This window comes from Eubacterium sp. AF34-35BH, assembly GCF_003477765.1.
Classification (GTDB): domain Bacteria; phylum Bacillota; class Clostridia; order Lachnospirales; family Lachnospiraceae; genus Eubacterium_G.
Window position 1 is genome coordinate 1 of sequence record NZ_QUDZ01000002.1, and the last position, 21,402, is coordinate 21,402.

Below are 21,402 nucleotides of genomic sequence, written 5' to 3' on the forward strand. Positions count from 1 at the left end.
CCTGTTAACCTTACCTACATCGCTTCCTTCTCCAATTGCTACTGTTGAAGTTTCACTCTGTGTTGTAGGCGCCATTGTTGTTGGTGCCTCTGTTGTTGGGGCTATTGTTGTAGGTGCCTCTGTTGTTGGGGCTACTGTAGTAGATGCAACCGTTGTTGGTGCCTCTGTAGTCGGAGCTACCGTTGTTGGTACCTCTATCGTTGGGGCTACTGTTGTTGGTACCTCTGTCGTTGGAGTTACCGTTGTTGGTCCCCCTGTCGTTGGGGCTACCGTTGTTGGTACCTCTGTTGTTGGCGCAACCGTTGTAGGCGCTGCTGTTGTAGGTGCCTCTGTCGTTGGGGCTACTGTAGTAGTTGCCTCTGTTGTTGGGGCTACTGTTGTTGGTTCTTCACTAAATAAGAAATAATCAATATTTCCAACATATGTCTTTCCGCTGTCAGGAGTAAATTTAAGATATACCTTATGAACTCCTGCACTTATCTCTTTTTCCAAAGCAAACTTTTTTTCAACATATGTATCCCAACTATCTTCAGCAGTTTCAGTCAGATACAATTCTCCAACAGGTGTCGTATCCAAACTATCTAAATATAATGATACTTTTCCTGTGGCAATCCTACCTCTTACAGAGTAATTCATTATAATACTCTTTGCGGTTTTGGTAAACCTTACACTATCATATCTTGCCCATTCACCGTCATTGGTATTTCCTAGGTATGTATCATAATTAATTGTTCCATTATAGTCATCTGTTCTCTCTGCTTCAATTTTTGAAAATGCATCTCTATATGCACTATCCGCAAGAATAGTTCCGTCAGGCACTATCCATTCTCCATTTACGGTTTCCATATGGAAAGTTTCCCCTAAGCCACCTATAGTAGTTGAAGTTGAAAGAACCGCCTTGTCGCCATTTGGATCAACACACAAATACTTTCTATTTGCAATTGACCTAATAGCAAAATGTTTATTTTTACTTGTATCTTCCTTGTATCTTTCTATAACAAATTTTTCTCCGGTATATATTGCGGAGGTGCTTGCTGTAAGATATGCTCCTTCACTTACCATACATATATATTTTCCTGACACTAATGATTTGAAAGAAACTGTTCCATCATCATTTTTAATTATTTTAAACTGTTCCCACTCATCTCTATTATCACTTGTTGCAACAATTGTTGTATCACTGCTTCCGTTTTTACACACTGCATACTGATTTGATGCATCTGACTTTAGGAAAAAGTATCCCTGATCATCCTTTGTTGCCTTAGTAAATTTAAAATAATCAAAATTACATACATGTGGTGTATCTGACTTAAACACTATGTATACGTTCTGTACTCCGGTAATGCGGGCTGTATCAATTGTCACTTCCTTCCAGTTCTGCCATGTTCCTGTATTTTCAATGCTTGCCTTTGCAATAAGTGGTCCTGTTGTGCTTCCAAGCCTAAATTCCAGTGTTCCTTTTGCATCTTCTTTTTCAGTTTCTCTTGAATATTTAAATGTAAGTTTTGACGCACCTGTCTCACCAAAATCAATATTGTAGTAAGCAGCATAGTTGCCGTTCTTCACACCACCAAGACTTCTGCCACCACTTGTTCCGCCGGAATTTTCTGAAATAAGCCCTTTACAATAATCTAAATCTTCTGCTTCAATATTTGAATAAGCATCTCTTTGTAAACTATCTGCATATGTTGGCATGTTCGCCATAAGTGAAATGGCGTTATATGCCGCAAATGAATCCCATGTTGCGTCTTCAGATGCTTTTCCCTGCCATGCACATTGCATAATTCCTTTTGAATTACTATTCATCCATGCAACTCTTGCATTATCTTTAAAGAATGAAAGATACTCACCCTTATTAAAATCTACAATGAATTTTCTCATATACCTCATGAGAATTCCTCTCATACCTGAAAGGTCACCTGAATTTGTATTCTCTTCTTTTAAAATATTGTTATAGCATAAGTTTTTTACTGTATTTGCCATGACATTGCATGCATCATCATAATACTGCTGTGTTCCATATTTTTCATAAAGCATGATTGCTGCTCCAAGGAAAGTTCCCTGATTATAAGTAGAACGCCAGGCGTTTCCTGCACTATCCCATACATGTCCTGCATCATCGCCTTCACGTACATACAGTGAACTGTTTCTCCATGCATCAAATACCCTTTTAGCTTTTGTATAGTAACTGTCATCGCCCGTGGCAATTGCCAGATAACATGCACCTACTGTTGCAGGTCCGTTAATGCATGACAATGTTCCGTCGCCTCTACCATTTTCATGAGACCATCTGATCATTCCGTCTGTTCTTCCTTCTGTTCCTCTTTTATACATAAAGTCCCAGTTTTTCTTGGCAATGTCTAAATAACTCTGATCACCAAACAACAAATATGCTCTTACGGAATCAAGCACTGCCCAGGCTATATCATCATTAAAATCATTATTTGACCAATAATCTCCATTTCTTGCTATAAAATCCTTATATGTATTTTGAAACATATCCCTGTAAATTGATTTTCCTGTTGTTTCATATCCATCAAGCATAGCCTCCATAACTTCTGCAATTCCCCAGAATCCACCACCTAAGCTGTCATATCCGGTTGTTGAATTTTTAACATAATATTTGTTCTTAAATGCTTCTAAAGCTTTGTCTGCCATTGCTTCAGTAAATGATGAATTCTCAGCATCACTCTTTTGTATTCTCCAAATCTGGCGAGGCTCATAATCTACACTTTTTGCCTTTGTCCATAATCTGACCTGTGCGCCATCCTTATTTTTTTTGTCATCATCACTAATAATTTCAGCATATTCTTCTTCACCATTATCATTTTTTACAGCTGAAACAATATAGTAACATCCGGAATATGTTCCTGATGTAATTGGCACTAACTTCCATCTGTAGTTATCGGAATTATCATTGCCATTTAAGTCCATATTATCACCACTGTTTTTACCGGTTATTTTTATACTTTTACCGGATACTACATTGGTAATATTATAATAATCCCCTGTTTCCTTTAATGTCCATCTTGCCAAATCGCTCATTGCATCTGTGTTCCAAACCACACAATTTGCATAAAATGTTGAAAGGTCGGTCTGTGTTATTGCCTTACCATTATATGCCGATACAATTGTATAAGTTGCACCATTAGTTATTCCTGCAGTTGCAGCTTTTACTTCAACATTTTGACCAAAATTCATACCTACCCCAAACGTGCTAACCATAACTACTGTTAGCAAAATTGAAATAAATCTTTTTAGCATGTTTCCCTCCTATTTTTACTCTTTTTTGTAGGTTATCACCTTACAAATTAAGGCTCAATGTAATATAAAATTTGGTTACCATTTCTAAAAAATGCACACCAATTTTAAGTTGGGACAGATAATACTTTTAGCCTTTATTTAATTGTTTTTGTATCTGGTTCTATCTGGTTATTTATCTCCTGTGAAAAGTTAATTTTTTGCATATAAAAACCACAATGCTAAGTTTTTAATTTAACATAACGGTTCATATATCTAGAAGAATTCAAAATATGGCTTTCTATTTTCTAGTTTGTAGCCTTTAGCCTCTGCCATTTCAGATACTGTAACTAACTGATATCCCTTTTTTAGTAGTTTTGGAACAATCTTTTTTACTGCATCTACTGTCCATCCATGAATGTCATGCATCAACACTATATCTCCATCATGAGCATCATTCATAACAGACCTTATTGTTTCCTTTTTGCTTTTTGTCTTCCAATCCAATGTATCCACAGACCAGCAAACCATAGGTGCATTTACATATTTACTTACCTTCTTATCCCTGATTCCTGCTCCGTAAGGTGGTCTCACAAATTTAGTTCCATGTCCAACATGCTTCTTAATCAAATCATTAACCCCTTCCACTTCCCATTTGATTTTTTTCGAGGATAATGTTAGCAATGACTGATGATCCATCGTATGATTTCCCATGTCACATCCTAATTCATCCATTTTCTTTAAAATTTCTTCCACCTTTATATCGTTTCTGGAAAGACTTGTACCACACATAAAAAACGAAGCTCTAACTTTATATTTTTCCAATGTTTCCAGCAATTCCAATGTTCTCTCCCCCGGCCCGTCATCGAAGGTTAATGCAATCATAGGTTTATTAGGATCAATTACTCTTTTATTATCTTTTGTTGTTTTCGCTTCGGTTTTACCGTTTTCTTTCTTTGTTTCAGTTGAAGCCTTTTCACCATTAGCTGCAACATTCTTTGTATTTTCAACAACTCCACCATTAACTCTTACAACTATTTTACTCCCTTTGTTTTTTTCTATTAAAGTATAACCGCCTACTCCGATTACTAAACACAATATTAATAACGTGGATACTACACGCATTTTAAGTTGTCTTATTCTCTTTTGTTTTTTTTCATCTCTTGTCATCTTTTTCATCTCCATCATCTGTATTTATGTTTCTTAATTATTTAAAATATTTTTTACTATATCTTTTGATATTACAAACTTAGGCGTACCTGTACATCCTGGTCCTACCTCGTACTCATCAAATGCAATTACTATATTTCCCTCATTATTTATATAGTAGTTTTGATTGCCTGATATTTCTTTAAATCCTGTAGAAATACCATTATCTTTAATAAAATATACAACGTCTTTAGTCAACATTTGTCGTTTCATTTGTCGTTTTATATCATTACTTATAATCTTTATATAATCAGATTTTTTCTTAAACATATCTTTTAGACTAACAATCTTTCCACTTGATTTATCTATATTGTAATATCTATGAAATTCGTATCCACTTGCTCTGGTTTCATTTATTGTAAATGCTATTGTAAACCACTTATCATTATTAACAACAATTTTATAATCCATATATAAATCACTAAATCCACTTGAACCTAAATCTGCTTTATATTGATTCACTATCTTGTTTGTATATTTTTTTATATCATTATTTAACTTTTCAACTGTTTTTTTGTTTTTAATATCTCCATTAGAATCTACTTTTGCCATATTAACTTTGATATTTTTATCTTTATCATATTTTCTAACTGTTATTACAGTAAAAATATTTCCCACCAAAGGTATATTTTCCAAAGATGATGCCAATGTTTCATTTGTATTTGGCATAATTACAACTAACAACAATGCAGCAACAGAAATCATCCATCTTGCAATTATAACTTTTTTCCTTTTTCTTTTTTTATCAATCTTAGCATACTCTAAAACTTCATTTAATTTCATTTTTTCATCATCAGGAACTTCGACTCCAATATATTGACTTTTTAGTTTTTTTAACATTTCATCATTTACCATCTTAATTTCTCCTTCATATCACAATTTATTTAACTATCATATACTCTTTTAACTTCTCAAGTGCCCTATATATCCTACTTTTTACTGTACTTAAGTTTTCACCTAAAATGTACGCAACATCATTTAAACTCATTTCTTCAAAATATCTTAACACAATTACAGCCCTTTCTTTATCTGTTAATTTGTTCAACGCCTGTTTCAATTCAATCTTATTATCTTCAATCTCAAACATATCTTTTTCATCTTTCATTTCACTTACAATATCTCTATCCCAATTAAACCTGTTTTTTTTAATATAATTAATTGCTTCATTTATAATAATTTTGCATATCCATGTGTCTGCATATTTTACCTGACGTAATTTTTTCGAATTATATATAGCCTTATACGCTCCTTCTTGTACTATATCCTGTGCATCATTTTTATTTTGAGCATAGCTATATGCTATATGATAATATTTGTCATAATTATTTATAAGAAGTTTGCTAATTATATCTTCTTTTTTCTCTTTCAATTTTATCTCCTTTACGCTTTATACTATTTAGACTATTCAAAGTACCAAAAAGTTTCATTTTTTTATAAAAAGAATGCAAAACTAACTTCTGGTTTGCTTTTTCCATTTTCATTTTGCAGAACTAACTTCTGGTTTCGTCATTTTTTGCATGTTTATCTGTTGTTTTTTCCCTTTATCAATTCTATAATTAAGTTAAATCAGTGGATTTTTGAGCATACTAACCAGGCTCCCAGAAATCACAGTGCAAGAGTAACTTCTGGATGCCTGTGGATTTGGCTATCCTTTTCGTATCCTCCTGCCTGTTTTTTACATCAATAGATCAGGCTTCAGGTGGATCTCATCCGGCAGGATGATTTCCAGCCCAAGCTTTTCCATTGCATTTTTATCAAATGACTTCAAGGCCTTATTTATTGGTGTCTCACCATTAAATTTTGGTCTTGATGTGCTATTGATATGATTTACCATTAACTGAACCTTTTCCTGTGTAAGTTCATCAAATGATGTTTTCTTTGGCAATACATATCTTATGTATTCATGATTCTTTTCAAGTTCACCTTTTTGTTCTGAATGTCTTGCCTCACAATAGTATAATCTTGTTCTTTTTTCTCCGTTTATTCCTTTTTCGAACTTTTCAGGATCTGCAAACTCACTCCCATTATCCGTTAGAATAATCGGAAACAATTCCTTAAATTCTTCTATTCCTATTGTTTCTTCTATATAATCAATCACTCTTACTGTGTTTGACATTTCCTTACTGTCTATTAGAAATGCCAACATCAGATTGTTCTCCGGCCACAGAAATGTCTGTAATAGCTTTCCGCCTTTTACACCTTCCACTGTGTCCATCTGGACTATTCTTGTTCCGGGATTTTCTTCAATATATTTTAAAAAGTCATTATGTCTATGACCTAGCTTCTTTCTTGAACTTACCTTTGGTGTTTTCTCTTGCTTTGTTCTTTTCTTGTATCTTACAGTTCTGTGCATGTCTATGTTTCTTGCTGATAAATAACATTTATCAATATATTCATATACCGTTCTCATGCTGCATGGAATTTCTTCTTTATGATTCTCATATATATGTGCTATGGGCTGTCCCATTTTTATTAACGGACTTATTAGTTCATCCAGTTCTATGAGTTCTGCCTTTGTTATGTCTATTCCTTCTCTTGAACTTTTTAATGTTTCAAGATACTCATGATGTGCACAATTCGCATTATACAGATATTTACCATATCTGCATGTGGAAGATTTTTCACATGCATTACAAACATATGGTGCCTTGTGTTCTATTGGACAGCTATGTGGTTTGTATGCATCACACAAGTCCATGCACTTATAACACTTCTTACATTGTATTCTACAATGATATCCTTTTTTCTTATTACACAGATTTCTTTTTTTACACTTTTCTTTGTATTTACAGTCATTTACTCTGTTGTAGTTTCCTGCAAGTTTTGTTCTTTCTTTAAAATATCTATGTTTTCTTATTTCTTTGGATATGGTGTCCGGTGAGCAGCCAATAACGTCAGCAATTGCTGCAAAGCTTAAATGATTTTTTAATCCTAATTGAATCTCCTGTCTGTTTTCCCAGGTTAAGTGTTGTCCTTTTTTTCTTTTTTCAGGCATTTTTCCTCCAATCCCAGGAGGATACATACCTATTATATCATTGCAGAACTAACTTATGGGTTAGTTGTATAAAACAGAACTTTGAAATTCATTTAAGTAAAAATACTTTTTTATAATTATATCTGTCATAGGGCAATCTCTTTCATTCTGTTTCGGGGCAAAGTTTTTATCCTGTGTAAATTCTTTGTCCTTCAGAGATTTCCCCTATCCATTCATGTTTCAAACATAAAATAGATTGCTTCAGAGTAATACCCTTTAACTCTGTATTACATTTTCTGTTCCTCATAAAATTATGATTTTATGTGTAACTCAAGACCCTTGAAAGCCCTTAAAATAAGGTATTTCTCCAATTATTAAAAACTGCTGTCAATAGCCTGTTTTAAGCCTATTTATTAGCAAAAAAGACCCTGACGGTCTGTATTTCTACAGAACCATCAAGGTCATTCTTTATGCTTGGACACTCTCACAACTCATGTGAGTTTTATTTTTGCCTACTGGCACTATTGATTCAGTTTTACATTACTGATTCAAATTGATTCATTACTGGCTGAAAACTTTGCCCCAAAAGTGGATAAAAGTGTTTGCCCTGTAATACTTACTAGTGTATTTATTACTTGTTAGCAATAGCTGCCTGAGCCGTTACATATCATAGGCTTACTACAGCCACTCCTATTTCTGCTTTATCTTTTTATGCTACCTTTGAATAATCTAGCACTGCAATTTCCTGCATCATTTGCTTTGCTAAATTAACCATCTTTTCTAACTGTTCTGCTACTTCGTCTGTATAATATTTTTCTCCACACTGCTCACATTCTTCACAAGGAACATTTTTAATTACAATGATACTATTTTTGTAATTAACAACATGAGTTGTAGTACTTTGTTTAACTGTATCACATTTGCAAAACATACACATATCTATTTCCTCCTTGTCTTTAAATCTTTTTCAAACTTGATTGTATTTGGAAAGTATGCTGTAATAATATAAATATATTTTCCATCACTTCCAGCAACAACATATATTATTTTATCATTTATAGTATATCCAAAAATTAAACAACTAGGATGTGGAAAATCATCTGGATAATCTTCAATTATTTCACCTTCCAAAACACATTTTTTAACATCTGCTCTTGAAATGTCTCTTTCCAAATAAGTCTACGACTTTTGTTCTATATTTACATTATACTTATCCGTGTGTTAAATATCAATTAAACATTTTTTCTTTTCTCCCCCCTTTTGTACACAATAGTAATGCTATATTCTGTAGCTGAAATATATAGTTCAGAAATCCACTGTTCACCCTTGTTTTCAACTAATATATCTTTAAACTCACAATCTTCTTTGTCTACAAAATATTTTTTCATTATTTTGCTATGTTCCTTTTCTTCATCAGATATTAATAGGAAAACACATCCTCCATCTTCTTCTAAGCTTCTTTCGCTTCCATAATTCAAATCTACGGGTTAGTACATTTTTCCCCATTACTTCTATACCATACATATCATCTCCATCGTCATTTCTTCCTATATAGTACAACAAAAAATACTCATCTTTTACACTTTTCTTTTTTATCGAATTTTTCAATCTATCTTCTCTATCCATTCCTAATATGTCCAATATAGTGGTTTTACCTGAACCATTTTTACCTACTAATACAGAAATATTACTTATATTTTCTCCCATAAGATATTATAATTTTGATTTTACACTATTTTATGTGAAAAAAAACTCCTGCACACCATTTCCGGTATACAGGAGTTCATTATTTTAAGTAATTATATTCCTTTCACTTATCAGTGTATTACTTGTTCGCAATAGCTGCCTGTATTGAGTGGCAACCTTGTGGGAGTCGTTTTCTAAAAAAATAATAGTGTTATCTTTTTCGTTTCCTTCCACTTTACATAGCACCGGTTCTGTGGATGTTCTAAGTCTCCATTCAAAATAATCATCATGAACAACTATCTGATCTATGAATGTTTCCACTATGTCTTCAGGAATATCTCCACTGATAACATCATACTTTTTTCCCAGCAAATCCGTAAGTAATTGAATCTGCGTTTTTACATTTGAAACTATTGCGGAATTTTTCACATCACGCTTCAATAGCTCTGAATCAATGTACCCAATCTGCTTTTTGAAGGCTCCTTTCTTTTCCTCATAAACTTCTTTGGAAATATCTCCTTCAACACGAAGTTCAACAAGATTGGAAAGTTTTTCTTCATATTTCTTTCGTTTTTTATTTAATTCTTTTACTTCATCAGTATAATCTACAACATTTTCATCTTTAATTGTTGCATTTAACATTTCTATTGCTCTATTAATAATTTTGTCTCTTTCTTTCCATAAATCATTAAATAGCCAATGTGCAACTATCTTTAATTTCCACTCTGGAAACATCTTGGTTGTACAGCAACCTGTTGTATCTAATCCTTTTTTAAGTCTGGTACGATATGATCCATGATTTTTCTGTTTATAACATTCAAAGCCATATCGTATTCTGCCATCCTTGTATTTATGCCATTTTCTACGTTCAAAATTAGAACCGCATTGGCATTTTAGTATTCTTGCATAGGCACTTTTTGGTGGATTAATTGCATGCTTTCCTCGCAGTCTGTTTACAGTTTTCGCATCTAATCTTCTCTGACAATCATTAAACAATTCTTCCGAAATAATTGGCTCATGTTTTCCCGTAATTTCAATTTTATCAACCTCGTCATAATTGTTGATTTTCTTTTGTTCAAGATAGTCAGGAACATATTGTTTTCTATAAACAATTTTTCCACAATAGAATGAATTTCTAAGTAAGCGCGAAATTGTTCCCGGTTGCCAATGCGTAAGCCCTGTGGAAGTAACTCTTCCTCTTTTCTCAAGCTCATATGCTATCTGCTTACATCCCATTCCATCATGATACATATTAAATATCATTTTTACTGTTTCAGCCTGTTCCGGATTCACAACCAGCTCTCTTCCAACTCTGTCATATCCAAGAATATTTCCATTGCCATACAAGACTCCGTTTTCAAAAGAAATCTTCTGTCCTGCCTTAACTCTTACAGATGTTTTTTTGCTTTCATTCTGTGCTAATGTAGCCATCAATGTAAGTCTTAACTCTCCGTCTGTATCATCAGACGTTCTAATATTATCTTCTGTAAAATAAACCTCTACTCCGTAAGATTTCAGTTTTCTTGTTTCTTGTAACGTATCTACAGTATTTCTTGCAAATCTACTAACTTCACGAGTTAGGATTAATGAAAACATGCCATTTTTAGCATCCTCCATCATCCTCAAAAAGTTTTTTCTCTTTTTAACAGATGTTCCTGTAATTCCTTCATCAATGTATCTTCCAACAAGTTCCCATTCAGGATTCTGTGTCAAAATATTGTCATAGTACTGAATCTGATTTTCAAGAGCATTAATCTGTGCTTCATGCTCTGTTGATACTCTGGCGTATATTGCAACTTTTCTCTTCATAATTTACTCCTATCCACCAGGTTATCAAATATAGATTTTAGCATAGTATAGCATCATAACCTGGTTAATTCAATATTTACAAAGCCAAGGTGCAAAACATCTTGGCTTTTTGAACTATTCGTTATCATATTTTATTTCCACTGCTCTAACTAATTCTTCCGGTATGTTTTTGTCCCTGCCAAGTTCTTTTATTAAACATAAGGCAAGAATGTCCACTCCTTTGTTTCTATCCTTATCGTTAAATTTAACTTTAAATTCATTCTGAATTTTTGTTCTCATTAGTGCCCTCATCAATTACAAGTAATTCTGTAATTCCTCTTGAATTATGTTCAATAGAATCTTCCTGTCGCAGATTTCTATTTTCCATTCCAATAGGGATACAAACCTTTCGCAGCCTGTCATAAATTCTTTTATATGTAATATTCTCGTCAAAATTACATTTATCCAAATTTAGATTAATTGTTATTATAATTGGCTTCTCAGCTGCAGTTCTCTCATCAATAACCCAATAAACATTTTCTAACGAATAGTCCGTATTTCTCTCTGTACCAATATCATCAAGAATAAGTAAATCGTAATCACACAATTTTTCCACATAAGCATTTTTATCTGCGGCACTAAAAATGTCATTTCTGATTTTTATAAAATTCGTCATCTTCACTGTATAACCTTGATTTGTTAATGAGTTAGCTATGCAGGCAGCCATATAACTTTTCCCACTGCCAACATCTCCAATAAACATCAAACCATAATTCTGCTCCATCATGGTCTCCCACTTTAGAACGTATTTTTGTGCAATTTCCATTTTAGAATTTCGACCATCATCATTGTCAAAATTCCAACTCCACATTGCCTTATTGCTAAAGCAATCGTTTTTCAATTTTGTTACCTGCTCCTTTCTCTTTCTCTCTTGCTCTTTATTAATTTTATCCTGCTTGGCTTTTTCATCGCAATCACATCTGCAACGAACCAACCTTGATTTTTTGTCCCAGAAATTAAAGCGTTTTGTTATTGGTTTTCCACACACTTTGCAATATTCTATTTGTTCTGATTGGTTGTTTTTTATTTGTTCTAATTCATTGATATTATAATTTTGTTTTTCCATTACAATCTGTCTCCTTGTCTATATTTATAATTATTTTCTATATTATTTTTATTAATATATTTATTAGTATTAGGATTACTTAAGGTTGTTCCTTTTGATTCCTTAATGTCATATTTATCGTTTTCTTTAGTACCCGTATTAAATTTGTTTAAGTCCTTACTTACATTTTCTTTATATGGTTTAATCTTTACATAAATATGATTAGGATTTCCTTTGCCTGAACTTTTCCTCTCTATTAATCCTTTTTCTTCTAACATTTTCAGTGCAGCATAAATCGGTGGTTCCGACCTGGACAGTTTTTCTGCCATATGCTTTACTGTGTAAATTACATACACTCTTCCCTGCTCATCAATCATATCGTTTTGTTTCGACAATGAAACTCTTCCAAGCAAAAGAGTATATACTGAAATAGCCAAGCTTGATAAACCTTCATTCCAGATAAATCTGGGACATGGATCAAAGTCCGCTAATCTTGTTTCTTTTTTTATGTATTGTTTCATTTTTCCCTCCTGTGCTTCGTATTTTTTAGTGGTGTAAATATATATTGCAAGATACGCATTTGTGGCCACAAATGCATTCTTGTTAGGGACACCCTAATACCCTGATAACAACAAACGCCAAGAGTAAAACCTACTTTTTCTGTAGATTACTTCTTGGCGTTTTTTATTGTTATTAAATTGTCTTTCCCAGGTCTGACCTAATTAGTTTAACATAAAGATTTTTTTATTCATAAAACTGTAACTGCTAAAATTTTTTTATTTTCACAGTGGGAATGTGAAAATAATAGTTTTATAAAATGCACTTCCCGACATAATGTCGCAAAGTTAAAGTTTGTTCTGCTAAACTTTTTGTTTGTTATTAAATCTTTATGGCTATATTTTACTCTATTAATATTGCAATGTCGAATTCTAGGATGGTCTATTTTTGTAGAAAAATTCATCTACTATGGTTTATTTTTTAGAAATAATAAAAAAATGGGCTAACCAAAATCTTTTAGGGTCCCCCTAAAAGTTGACCCTAAAAGATTTTGGTTAGCCTTTTAATCACTAAGGCCTATCTATTAATTAAATTTTTGTGTATTAATTGGTGGTAATACAATAGGTGCCATACCTGGTTGAGACGTCAATAAAGTAACTTGACTTCGAACAAACGGAAACATAATTGCAATTGTATTCGCATTAATTATTGTTTCCTCATTCCCATAATCATCAGAGCTATAAATAAACTCTGCATTCGCTTCAACCTCCAATTTCATATCCTCTTTCAAAATCATTGTTTTTAATGAAACTCTATATATATGCTCATCTATTTTATCTATTTTTTTTTGAAGATCGATATTGTATTCCCCATCTGCAATTATTGAATCTCTAGAAAAACTACAATTACTAAAATAAAAGTTTTTCATTTTTAAATTTGATTTCATTTGATTAATGTTCATTTCTACCTCACTATGCAGCTACAGCAATATCTTGCTGCAAATCAATTACTTCATCACATGATATTTCTACACAATTAACTTTTGCAATATTGTTGCTATATGACACATTTTCCTGATGTCCTTCCGGCAAGAAAATTTCTTCATCCTTCTGGTTAATAAAACTCATACCAAACAACGATTCAAACGTATCCGGAGTTGAAGATTTTTCGAAAGAAATATCATAACCAAACTGTTCTTTAGCATATTTTTTGAATGCTTCCATCATATCTTTCATATTAATTACCTCCTAAACGAATATTACTAATTATGTTTGTATCTTTCACGCAGTATATTGTTTCTATTCCAAAAACAATATCAAGCGAATCAGCAAATTGTATCGCATGTTCATATAAAGGCTGCGGGCGCTGTCTAAAATTCCCTATTACTAACTTACTATTTTTTTCATCAGCAAAAAAAGAGATTAACATTGCTCTCAACTGTATACATCTTTCAGTATCATCTTCTATGTTGTCAATTAAAATACGATAAGAATCGTCCAATACTTTCACAGTAAATTTTTCAAATTCATCTAGATTATCTTTAACTCTCAAATCAAAAATGTCATTCTTGGATATTTTTTCAATATCAGCTAAAATGATAGTAGGATTAATTTTTTTGTATTGTGTTTTTTTTATTTCTGAACATTTTCTTTTTGCAGCCCACCATGCTTTCCCTTTTATGTCGTAGAAATACACTCCTTTACCACACCAACTTGTTGCATCACCTTTTATAGAAAATCCCTCTTTAACAATATTCTCTGCTGAGTGTTGGTCTGTACCATGGCTTAAACTGTAATAGCTTTCTGTATATTCCATTACTTTCTCCATATGCCTAGTAGTTCATTTATTATACTTCAAAATATCAAATATTTCAAATACATTCTTCAAATTGCTTTATAATATCTATATATGCTCTATATGTCTTATTGTCAAAAAGTACCCATGTTATATTTAAATTATTTATATTGTTAATACTAATATAATCTACAACTGTGTCATATGCAATCTTTGCAGCTTTATTTACAGGATAGTTATATTTCCCCGTAGAAATAGATGGTATAGCAATATTATGAATTTTATACCTTACTGCTAGTCTTAATATACTTCTATAAGATTTTTTTAACAAATTTTCTTCATTATGATTTCCACCATACCAAACTGGTCCTACTGTATGAATTATATATTTACAATCAATATTATAAGCTTTTGTTATTTTAGCTTCTCCTGTTTTGCAGCCTTGTAATAAAATACATTCTTTTAACAAATCAGGACCAGCTGCCTTATGAATAGCACCATCAATGCCACCACCACCTAGTAATGTATTGTTAGCAGCATTAACAATTGCATCATACCCTATCACTTTTGTAATATCACCTCTTATTGCACTAATCATAAACATTGCCACCTTCAACAATATACATAATATTATTATGTATATTAACAAACAATTAATTCCTACTATGATAATAATATAAAATGAATATTATTTCAATTTACTTATTTTTATCCTCCACAAATTCTTATTTATAAATATCCTCTGTTTTTTTGCTTCTTTAATTAATTGAGGTTGAATTAAAGGATAAGTCAAATTTTCAACTAAGTTATCCGTAATTAAAATTTTCTCTATTTCACTATGTATTTCTTGAAAAGAAAATACCTCTGCAAAGAAAAGCATGCCAAATGTTTCATCGTTTATATTTTCCATCATATTTGTTTGTCCTTTAACCGAATACGCACAGATTGGTTTGATGGTAAAATCTGTCGCACCCGTTTCCTCCATCAATTCCCGCTTAGCAGTAGCTAAAATATCTTCGCCACTTTCCCTATGCCCGCCTGGCACTTCATAAGTATCTCTTTCTTTATGTTTACAAAATATCCATTTACCATTTGTTTTAGAAATGATAACTGCAAATTTTAGAAATTTATCATCTATACTATCATAAAATTTTACTTCTACCATTTATAAACTCCTCTGTAGTTTCTTATTTACCCAATCGCATAATTCTAATTTTTCTATTTATTTTATTAGTTCAAAAATACTTATGTTTACATTATTGTTTCAGAATCAAAGTACTGTTCTGTAAACAAAACTTTTTCCCATATTTGTTCTTTAGTAAATATCATATTTTGAGGTGCAACGACCCATTTTTTCCTCTACATCATTATTGCGATGTATTATTGCAATAATTCTTCCAACAAATTCCTTTACAGGTTCATCTACACCTATAATATACGCATCTTGTTCTTCTCCATCTGGAGCAATTATTCCTTCAATATATCCATAATTAATCGGATAATGCATATCTTTATGCTTAGGATGATAACTTCCAAGTGGTCTGTCAACCACTACTTTTACAATATCGCCAACCACTATATTTACCTCCTCTAACTTCAATTCTCCTACCGTAGTAATTTGCTATTATCTACAAATTCTTCATCATATAGCGTTCCCGATACTCCACATAGCCATGTTTGGGATAAAATATTTTTGATTCCTCAAAGCCATCTCCTCCCAGATGAATTCTTACCACTTTCTTTCCTTGATTTGCTATATAATTTTCTGCCATTTCTAACAAAGCACTTCCAATACCTTGTCTTTTCAAATTGTATTTTACAAACAAACGATGCAGCCAAACCTCATCGGTGTCTCTTATAGAATTATATCCAATACTTCCTATAACTCTGTCTTGTTCATTAATAGCCAACCAAAACATATCTCCTGCATCCAAGTAGTTCCTTTTAATATCCAATAAATCCTCATTTAATCCCGGAACTCGACCTAAAGCATTTTTTGCTTCTAATATCATAAAAATCATATCATCACGATACTTGTCTTCATACTTAATTATTTTCATAATACTTTCCTTTAATCTTGTTATTGTCTATTATCGTAATTCCTCAATAAAAAGCTGCATTCTTCTTGTTACCAATTCATTAGATTTCATATTTTTCAAAGTATCTTTATCTACCCACTTATAATCCTGTGTTTCTCCTTGTTGAAGAATAATGTTAGACTTGTCCCAATCCGTAATCACAATATAATCAACATATATTGAATGATGATTATGTTGAACAACCCTTCCTAGCTCCACTAAATTTGTTTCATTTATTCCTGTTTCTTCTCGCAATTCTCTTATTGCACATTCAAGTGGATTTTCTCCTTGCAATGCTGAACCTCCTGCTGTAGCTTCCCAATATTCACCATAATGCTTATTTTTGTCTCTTTGCATTAACAAATATGTACCATCTGTATGTTTAACAATAACCTCACACACTAAATGGTACATTCCATCTGGTACGGCTTCACCTCTTATTAATGTTTTATCTTTAATTTTATTTAAATTCATGTCATATGCATCCCAAAGTTCCATAATTCACGTCCTCGTACATATTACTAATATTCTAGTTTATTTCCTATTCTATATTGTTTCAATTTTTTCTATCAATTCATCCCAATTATTAATTTTAAAATAATCAAAATCTATCTCGTCTCCCTCGTTTTGACCCTCAAATGAGTTCTTTTCTTCTGTTTTTCCTTCATACAAAACTGGAAATATTCCTGCATTATGTGCTCCATAAATATCCGCTTTTACACTATCTCCACAATACCACACTTCTTCTGCATTTAGTCCTGCTCTATTCAGCGCTATCCCAAATAGCATTTTATTTGGCTTTTTAAATATATAATCCCCAGAAGTAATTGCAAACTCCAGTTTGTTATTCGGAAGTAATCTGTTCAATCTGTCTTTCAAAGATTTTCCAGACCAACACATATTACTAATGACTCCACTCCTAATGTCATTTTTATTCAGATAATCTAATATTTTATTTGCATTTGGCATAATATCACATTCTGATACACCATTCCATATAATGCTTTCTGCCTCTTCCAATGAAACAGATAATTCAATGTTCATGTATCCATATACTAATCGCAAAAAATTTTTCTCACAAATATCAATTCCATTGCCACACTCATTTATCTTTTTAAATGTGCTATTTACTATTTTATTAAATTCTTGAAATGAAATATTTTTAGGATTACTTTTTATGTATTGGTATATTGCTTTATTCCCCATTTCTGCATTATGTCCAATCTCATACAATAATGTATGTCCATAATCAAATAATATCATCTTCGGTTTCTGTATACTCATCTTTATATTCTCCATATATTAAATCTAAAAGTCTTCTCCATAAATCTTAATTTAGTAATTCTTATCTAAATATCAACTATTTCTTTTACACGATGCAACACCGGCAATTCTCTATTGGCTATAATTTTCCCTAATCTTGTATTTGACCTATATTCATACTCTCTAACAGCTTCTTCATAAGATAATTTCAATGTTGATAAGTGAAAATTATTTATTTCATCTTCTGTCAGTTCTTTTTCACCAAAGGATTCAACTTTGCACAAAAAATAGTTATTAATATTATGTCTATGAATCAGATTATAATAATCGCTTACAACTCCGATTTTGCAGATTACATCTACTTTTACACCCAATTCTTCTTTAAGTTCTCTTTTTATTGCATCCTGCAATTCTTCTCCTTCTTCAACACCCCCACCTGCTGTTTCTATAATTGTTGCCTGTCCGAAATCATCATTTCTTTCAGCTCTTACAAAATAAAAATTTCCATCCTCATCATACACTATTGCCCTGGCAATATTTCTGTTATGATCAATATATTCCATTTGCCATTGGTCATCCTGCAACTCTATATTAAGTTCCGTGGTATGAATTGTAATATTCTTATTTACATTCTTTTTCAATTTCATCAAGTATTTTTACTTATCTTCTCTACAAGCAAATCTAATTATTTTTTTATATTTGTATCGTTCTAATATTTTTTCTATTTGAGGCAATGTATCTTTTCTAAAATCCATAATCCATTTTTGAAAATCAGGGTCCAATTTTGTTTCTATCCACGGAATATCATCACGCTTTACACCAATTCTTGATTTAACTCCTTCTAAGCAATCTTTAGTTTCATAGTCGAAGAAAAATATCGTGTCCGCAGCTTTTATTCTTTGCTCAATAGTTGATATATAATTTCCATCAAGAATCCATTCTGATTGACTTATTATTCGATCTACCGCGCTAATCAATTCTCCCCTACTAATATGCGTTTTATCTTTCTTCCAATATATATTATCCATATGAAAAAGTTCTATTTGCAAAATTTCTGACAACTGTTTTGCAAAATAAGTTTTCCCGCTTCCCGGACATCCGATTATAATTATTTGTTTCAATTTTTTTACTCCGTATTATGTATAATTATTTAACAAGCATATCGCTAATAAATTTTATTTTACTATCTATATTTTCAAAAGTACTAAAATGGTGCTTACCATCAAATTCCAACATATCACAAACTCTTTTCTTTATATCAGGAGCAGTAATTTTTTCTTTTGCAATGTTTGGAGTAAACCATCCTACTTCAATACTTTCATCTGATACATTTTCATTTCCATCTATATATTTACAAATAAATGTCAAATTCACAACAGGAGGTAAAATCATTCCTTCAAGGGGACCATATCCATCTTTAGTATTCAATCTCTGATATAGACCAACAAACTTTTCCGGCTCGACAACAATGCCACTTTCCTCAAATATTTCTCTTTTTAAGCCACTTATTATATCCTCTCCCTGTTCTACCACTCCGCCAGGGATTTCCCATCCTCTACGTTTTGATTTAATCAATAAAACTTCATCGCCTTTATATACTAATCCTGCAACAGATATAAAATGTAAAGGTAAGTTTCTTGTTTTTAACCATTCGTCCATCGCTTCTCTCCTTTTCGCCTCCTAATACTAAATTTCTCTACAATTCCTTTTTCATATATCCACATGTAAATGGAAAAAAATCATATTTCTTTGTTCCAATATGTATTGCTCCATTCAACTCATACCATTTACGAAGAACTCTGTTTTCTTCTACAATAGCTATATTAATAATTCTACAGCCTAATTCTTTTGCTATATTAAAGGAATGAGCTAATAATTGTCTTCCAATGCCCTTATGTCTATACTCTGGCAATACTGCAAGATTATTAAGTTCACATTCTCCATTTCCTTGTAACAAAAGTGAATAATATCCACACAAAGCACCATCTTCTTCAAATACATACATTGGCCTATGCTCTCCATCCATATGCCAATACAATCTATCTTGCGTAGTCGCAAAAGCTGTAAACCTAGGAGCATTTTCCTCCGTAAAACCATATTCATCTGCAACTGTCAAAAAACTTTTTTTAATAATTTCCACACATACTGGTATTTCTTCACCTCTTACTTTTCTTATCATTGCCACACCTCATAAATTCTAAATTTGTTTTACTATTTCTTAAAAAAAGAAATGTATCTTTATTCTAAACTTTGTATTCCTCAATTATCTCCATAATTGATTTTTCATAAATATTCCCATTCAACACATCCCCATTTTCTGAAAAACTAATTGTTCTAACATCTATTGGATTCTCCTCATATGGATTTATATATTCCTTGTTCTTATCGAAGTAATCACTTAGATATTTCACTGCATTTCCATTTGGAAAAATAACATTTCCTTTTGCCTGTGGAATATTTAAATCCTCAAATTCAGAAATAATTTTCTTTGTCTTTTTGTTATATTCATTATCATCTTCTTTGCTCACAAGCCAAGCAGGATTTAATTTAATTTCTACACCACTCTCTTTTATGCACATTGCAAAATATTTCACTATATCAAGCGGTATAGTCTCTTGATGAAATGAATCAACAGATAATAACACTTTTTGAACTCCACTATATGACAACATTTGCGCCACTTCTCTTACTCTTTCTTTGTCTTTAGAAAAAAATCCGTTAGTGATTATTGCCCTATCCTTTATGTTCATTTCTTTAGCAGTTTTATGAATGTTGCAAACCACTTCCGGATATATCAAAGGTTCTCCTCCAAAAGTCATTAAAGATTTAATATCATAGTTATTACATATATCAATAACTGCTTGCACTGCTATGTCTCCATCTATGTGTTTTCCACTTGATTTATGTTCTCCCTCTGAACAATGTATGCATCTTCCTGTGCATGCCATTGTTACAACAAACTCTATTCTGTTTAAATTTTCTAAATACTTGTTCATTCTTTTTTACCTCATTTGCTAATAGCCCTAATTTTCAGCCTATATTTCAAAATCTAGAGCTTATGACAAGCTTACAACTGCAACACACTACAATTTTGTTGTATTTAAATCATAATATGAATATTCTTAATTTAATGTTCCTAATTTAATTTTACTATCTAATTCCCATAACGCAGTTTTATTACTATCATATCTAAGTCTTTTTAATGCAGTTTTATAATCAACCCATTCATATTTTGTATGCTCTTGAGACAATTCCAAAATTGTTGTATCCATCCTAGCAGCAAATGTATATTCAGGAATAACTAAACAATTTTCACCCCATATTTTTCTTGCTTCTTTAAAACAGTATGTTGGTATGCTATTTTGTGTATCAAGTACAGAATATTTACAATCCATACCTATGTTTGCTTCTTCATATGCCTCTCGTTTTGCAGATATTATTATAGTTTCATCCTCATCTTCTCCACCACCTGCTATAAATTGCCTTTCATATCATTTCTTTTAAATATGAAATATTTTACATTGCCGTTTTCAATATGATATGGAATGACTAATACCTAATATTTTGCTCTTGCCAATATATGTTCACCTCCCTAAATTTTAATTTATCATCTACCCAATTTTCTATTTTATACACAGTGCCATTAGTGTTTTATCACGCTATACTCGTGTTATTATATTTCGCTCAACATTTATACAGCTATATTCTACCATATCTATAATCAAATTGATATTTCATTATTTTATCAATTACAAAATTTCAGTTCA

General features: G+C 31.8%; 28 protein-coding genes. All 28 read right to left on the bottom strand.

The window, feature by feature from the left end; genetic code table 11:
- Positions 1-3,264, bottom strand: a 3,264-nt coding sequence (locus DWZ69_RS02010; protein WP_147364247.1) for a glycoside hydrolase family 76 protein, incomplete at its 3' end; no start/stop codon positions are given.
- 252 nt (positions 3,265-3,516) lie between these two features.
- Entirely contained in the window at positions 3,517-4,410 is an 894-nt protein-coding gene (locus DWZ69_RS02015) for a polysaccharide deacetylase family protein (protein ID WP_158561140.1), read from the bottom strand.
- Between the two features lie 33 nt (positions 4,411-4,443).
- The gene (locus tag DWZ69_RS02020; RefSeq protein WP_118000883.1) at positions 4,444-5,304 is read right to left on the bottom strand and encodes an RsiV family protein; all 861 of its coding nucleotides are present in this window, start codon (positions 5,302-5,304) and stop codon (positions 4,444-4,446) included.
- A gap of 25 nt (positions 5,305-5,329) precedes the next feature.
- A complete protein-coding gene (locus tag DWZ69_RS02025) occupies positions 5,330-5,818 on the bottom strand; it encodes an RNA polymerase sigma factor (RefSeq protein ID WP_243002625.1) in 489 nt (162 codons plus the stop codon).
- Positions 5,819-6,124: 306 nt separating this feature from the next.
- Positions 6,125-7,444 carry an IS30 family transposase gene (locus tag DWZ69_RS02030; RefSeq protein ID WP_158561141.1) on the bottom strand — a complete coding sequence of 440 codons (1,320 nt, stop codon included), beginning with the start codon at positions 7,442-7,444 and terminating at the stop codon, positions 6,125-6,127.
- A 688-nt stretch (positions 7,445-8,132) separates the two neighbouring features.
- Positions 8,133-8,354, bottom strand: coding sequence for a type II toxin-antitoxin system MqsA family antitoxin (locus DWZ69_RS02035; RefSeq protein ID WP_336302302.1), 222 nt, complete (start codon positions 8,352-8,354; stop codon positions 8,133-8,135).
- Positions 8,355-8,362: 8 nt separating this feature from the next.
- The gene (locus DWZ69_RS02040; RefSeq protein WP_243002626.1) at positions 8,363-8,596 is read right to left on the bottom strand and encodes a DUF4258 domain-containing protein; all 234 of its coding nucleotides are present in this window, start codon (positions 8,594-8,596) and stop codon (positions 8,363-8,365) included.
- Between the two features lie 59 nt (positions 8,597-8,655).
- Positions 8,656-8,811 carry a hypothetical protein gene (locus DWZ69_RS12005; RefSeq protein WP_158561142.1) on the bottom strand — a complete coding sequence of 52 codons (156 nt, stop codon included), beginning with the start codon at positions 8,809-8,811 and terminating at the stop codon, positions 8,656-8,658.
- Between the two features lie 25 nt (positions 8,812-8,836).
- Positions 8,837-9,130 (bottom strand): AAA family ATPase, encoded by a 294-nt coding sequence (locus DWZ69_RS11960; protein ID WP_147364248.1) that lies wholly within the window; start codon positions 9,128-9,130, stop codon positions 8,837-8,839.
- Between the two features lie 84 nt (positions 9,131-9,214).
- Positions 9,215-10,918, bottom strand: a complete 1,704-nt coding sequence (locus DWZ69_RS02050; protein WP_243081029.1) for a recombinase family protein — start codon at positions 10,916-10,918, stop codon at positions 9,215-9,217.
- Between the two features lie 114 nt (positions 10,919-11,032).
- The gene (locus DWZ69_RS12010) at positions 11,033-11,197 is read right to left on the bottom strand and encodes a hypothetical protein (RefSeq protein WP_158573348.1); all 165 of its coding nucleotides are present in this window, start codon (positions 11,195-11,197) and stop codon (positions 11,033-11,035) included.
- Entirely contained in the window at positions 11,175-12,023 is an 849-nt protein-coding gene (locus tag DWZ69_RS02055) for an ATP-binding protein (protein WP_118435954.1), read from the bottom strand. The genes DWZ69_RS12010 and DWZ69_RS02055 overlap by 23 nt, the downstream gene beginning before the upstream one ends.
- On the bottom strand, positions 12,023-12,523 hold the full coding sequence (locus tag DWZ69_RS02060) for a replication initiator protein A (RefSeq protein ID WP_118435956.1): 501 nt from the start codon (positions 12,521-12,523) through the stop codon (positions 12,023-12,025). The genes DWZ69_RS02055 and DWZ69_RS02060 overlap by 1 nt, the downstream gene beginning before the upstream one ends.
- A gap of 560 nt (positions 12,524-13,083) precedes the next feature.
- Entirely contained in the window at positions 13,084-13,461 is a 378-nt protein-coding gene (locus tag DWZ69_RS02065) for a protein-export chaperone SecB (protein WP_118435958.1), read from the bottom strand.
- A 10-nt stretch (positions 13,462-13,471) separates the two neighbouring features.
- Entirely contained in the window at positions 13,472-13,735 is a 264-nt protein-coding gene (locus DWZ69_RS02070; RefSeq protein WP_118232044.1) for a hypothetical protein, read from the bottom strand.
- Between the two features lies 1 nt (position 13,736).
- The gene (locus tag DWZ69_RS02075) at positions 13,737-14,315 is read right to left on the bottom strand and encodes a hypothetical protein (RefSeq protein ID WP_118435960.1); all 579 of its coding nucleotides are present in this window, start codon (positions 14,313-14,315) and stop codon (positions 13,737-13,739) included.
- A gap of 55 nt (positions 14,316-14,370) precedes the next feature.
- Complete coding sequence (locus tag DWZ69_RS02080; protein WP_199640859.1) at positions 14,371-14,898, bottom strand: macro domain-containing protein; 528 nt, start codon at positions 14,896-14,898, stop codon at positions 14,371-14,373.
- Between the two features lie 84 nt (positions 14,899-14,982).
- Positions 14,983-15,459, bottom strand: a complete 477-nt coding sequence (locus tag DWZ69_RS02085) for an NUDIX domain-containing protein (protein ID WP_118435964.1) — start codon at positions 15,457-15,459, stop codon at positions 14,983-14,985.
- Positions 15,460-15,609: 150 nt separating this feature from the next.
- Entirely contained in the window at positions 15,610-15,870 is a 261-nt protein-coding gene (locus tag DWZ69_RS02090) for an inorganic pyrophosphatase (protein ID WP_347497434.1), read from the bottom strand.
- A gap of 52 nt (positions 15,871-15,922) precedes the next feature.
- Positions 15,923-16,354 (bottom strand): GNAT family N-acetyltransferase, encoded by a 432-nt coding sequence (locus DWZ69_RS02095; RefSeq protein ID WP_118435966.1) that lies wholly within the window; start codon positions 16,352-16,354, stop codon positions 15,923-15,925.
- Positions 16,355-16,384: 30 nt separating this feature from the next.
- A complete protein-coding gene (locus tag DWZ69_RS02100; protein WP_207721430.1) occupies positions 16,385-16,870 on the bottom strand; it encodes an NUDIX domain-containing protein in 486 nt (161 codons plus the stop codon).
- A 48-nt stretch (positions 16,871-16,918) separates the two neighbouring features.
- Positions 16,919-17,656: an HAD family hydrolase gene (locus DWZ69_RS02105; protein ID WP_158573349.1), complete on the bottom strand. Its 738-nt coding sequence runs from the start codon at positions 17,654-17,656 to the stop codon at positions 16,919-16,921.
- 65 nt (positions 17,657-17,721) lie between these two features.
- A complete protein-coding gene (locus tag DWZ69_RS02110; protein WP_118435972.1) occupies positions 17,722-18,282 on the bottom strand; it encodes an NUDIX hydrolase in 561 nt (186 codons plus the stop codon).
- 9 nt (positions 18,283-18,291) lie between these two features.
- Entirely contained in the window at positions 18,292-18,756 is a 465-nt protein-coding gene (locus DWZ69_RS02115; RefSeq protein ID WP_118435974.1) for an adenylate kinase, read from the bottom strand.
- Positions 18,757-18,781: 25 nt separating this feature from the next.
- Positions 18,782-19,294 carry an NUDIX domain-containing protein gene (locus DWZ69_RS02120; protein ID WP_118435976.1) on the bottom strand — a complete coding sequence of 171 codons (513 nt, stop codon included), beginning with the start codon at positions 19,292-19,294 and terminating at the stop codon, positions 18,782-18,784.
- Between the two features lie 37 nt (positions 19,295-19,331).
- The gene (locus tag DWZ69_RS02125) at positions 19,332-19,814 is read right to left on the bottom strand and encodes a GNAT family N-acetyltransferase (protein WP_118435978.1); all 483 of its coding nucleotides are present in this window, start codon (positions 19,812-19,814) and stop codon (positions 19,332-19,334) included.
- A gap of 64 nt (positions 19,815-19,878) precedes the next feature.
- Positions 19,879-20,631 carry a radical SAM protein gene (locus DWZ69_RS02130; RefSeq protein ID WP_118435980.1) on the bottom strand — a complete coding sequence of 251 codons (753 nt, stop codon included), beginning with the start codon at positions 20,629-20,631 and terminating at the stop codon, positions 19,879-19,881.
- A 126-nt stretch (positions 20,632-20,757) separates the two neighbouring features.
- Positions 20,758-21,111 carry an NUDIX domain-containing protein gene (locus DWZ69_RS02135; protein ID WP_158573357.1) on the bottom strand — a complete coding sequence of 118 codons (354 nt, stop codon included), beginning with the start codon at positions 21,109-21,111 and terminating at the stop codon, positions 20,758-20,760.
- Positions 21,112-21,402: the final 291 nt, after the last annotated feature.